The 813-nt window shown below is 38.7% G+C and carries 1 protein-coding gene; it reads right to left on the reverse strand.

The features are described from left to right. Positions 1–677 (reverse strand): IS4 family transposase (locus tag WMO25_RS18475; RefSeq protein WP_349086720.1); only part of this gene is annotated, 677 nt, incomplete at its 3' end. Positions 678–813: the final 136 nt, after the last annotated feature.

Genomic DNA, 813 nt, shown 5'->3' on the forward strand with positions numbered 1-813 from the left:
AGGACATAATCAGCTTTCAGTCCTGCACTGATGGCAGTATCCAACAGGGTCATCATTGCTTCTGGCGCTTTTGTCTGAGCAAGCTTGCGTCTTTTCCCTGCAATGGTTCTGTTATCAAAGTCCTTTACTGGACCGATGATATTTGTATCTTTTGCAGATGCTAACAGGCAGCTGTTTACCGGAATCAGTGTATTTCCATCACTCCAGCTTAAGGTAAGCATCCGAAAACCTTTTTTGAAATGCATATCGGTGTGGTCGAAAACCTTTGATGCCAGTTCTGTTTTCTTGCAGCTGGTACGATTAAAAAGGCTGTCATCAATGATGAAAACATTTTTCCTGTTATCATCCGTTAGATCTTTGAGATCATTATTTACGATATCAGCAGCAAGAAGAGAAGTAAAACGGAGCCAGTTTGTTTTTACCGAATTAAGGAAACGATAAAAAGTGTTCTTTGAAAAATCTTCCTTAAAAGAGCCAGTCCGTTGTTGCATATACATACTTCTTCCGACAAAAATGTTGCTGAGTTTGTAACGAAGCAGAGAAACAGGTGAAACACCTTTTTCTTTCATCCCATTACATCTGGCAAGAAGCTTGCCAACATGATGTTTGGAAAAAAATCTCTGAACACAGTCAATTAAGTCGTTCTCATCGAAATGGTTTTGTGGTATACTGGACATGGCATAAATCTCCTTTGTAAAAATGGTTTCTAGTCAATTCCATTATACCAAACGGAACAGGTTTATGCCTTTTTTATTGGCTGAAATATTGAATTTTCAAGGTTCAACACACCGTATCGGTGTGGGAAGTTTTAGT

It is taken from the genome of Coprococcus intestinihominis (assembly GCF_040096555.1).
GTDB lineage: Bacteria > Bacillota > Clostridia > Lachnospirales > Lachnospiraceae > Coprococcus_A > Coprococcus_A intestinihominis.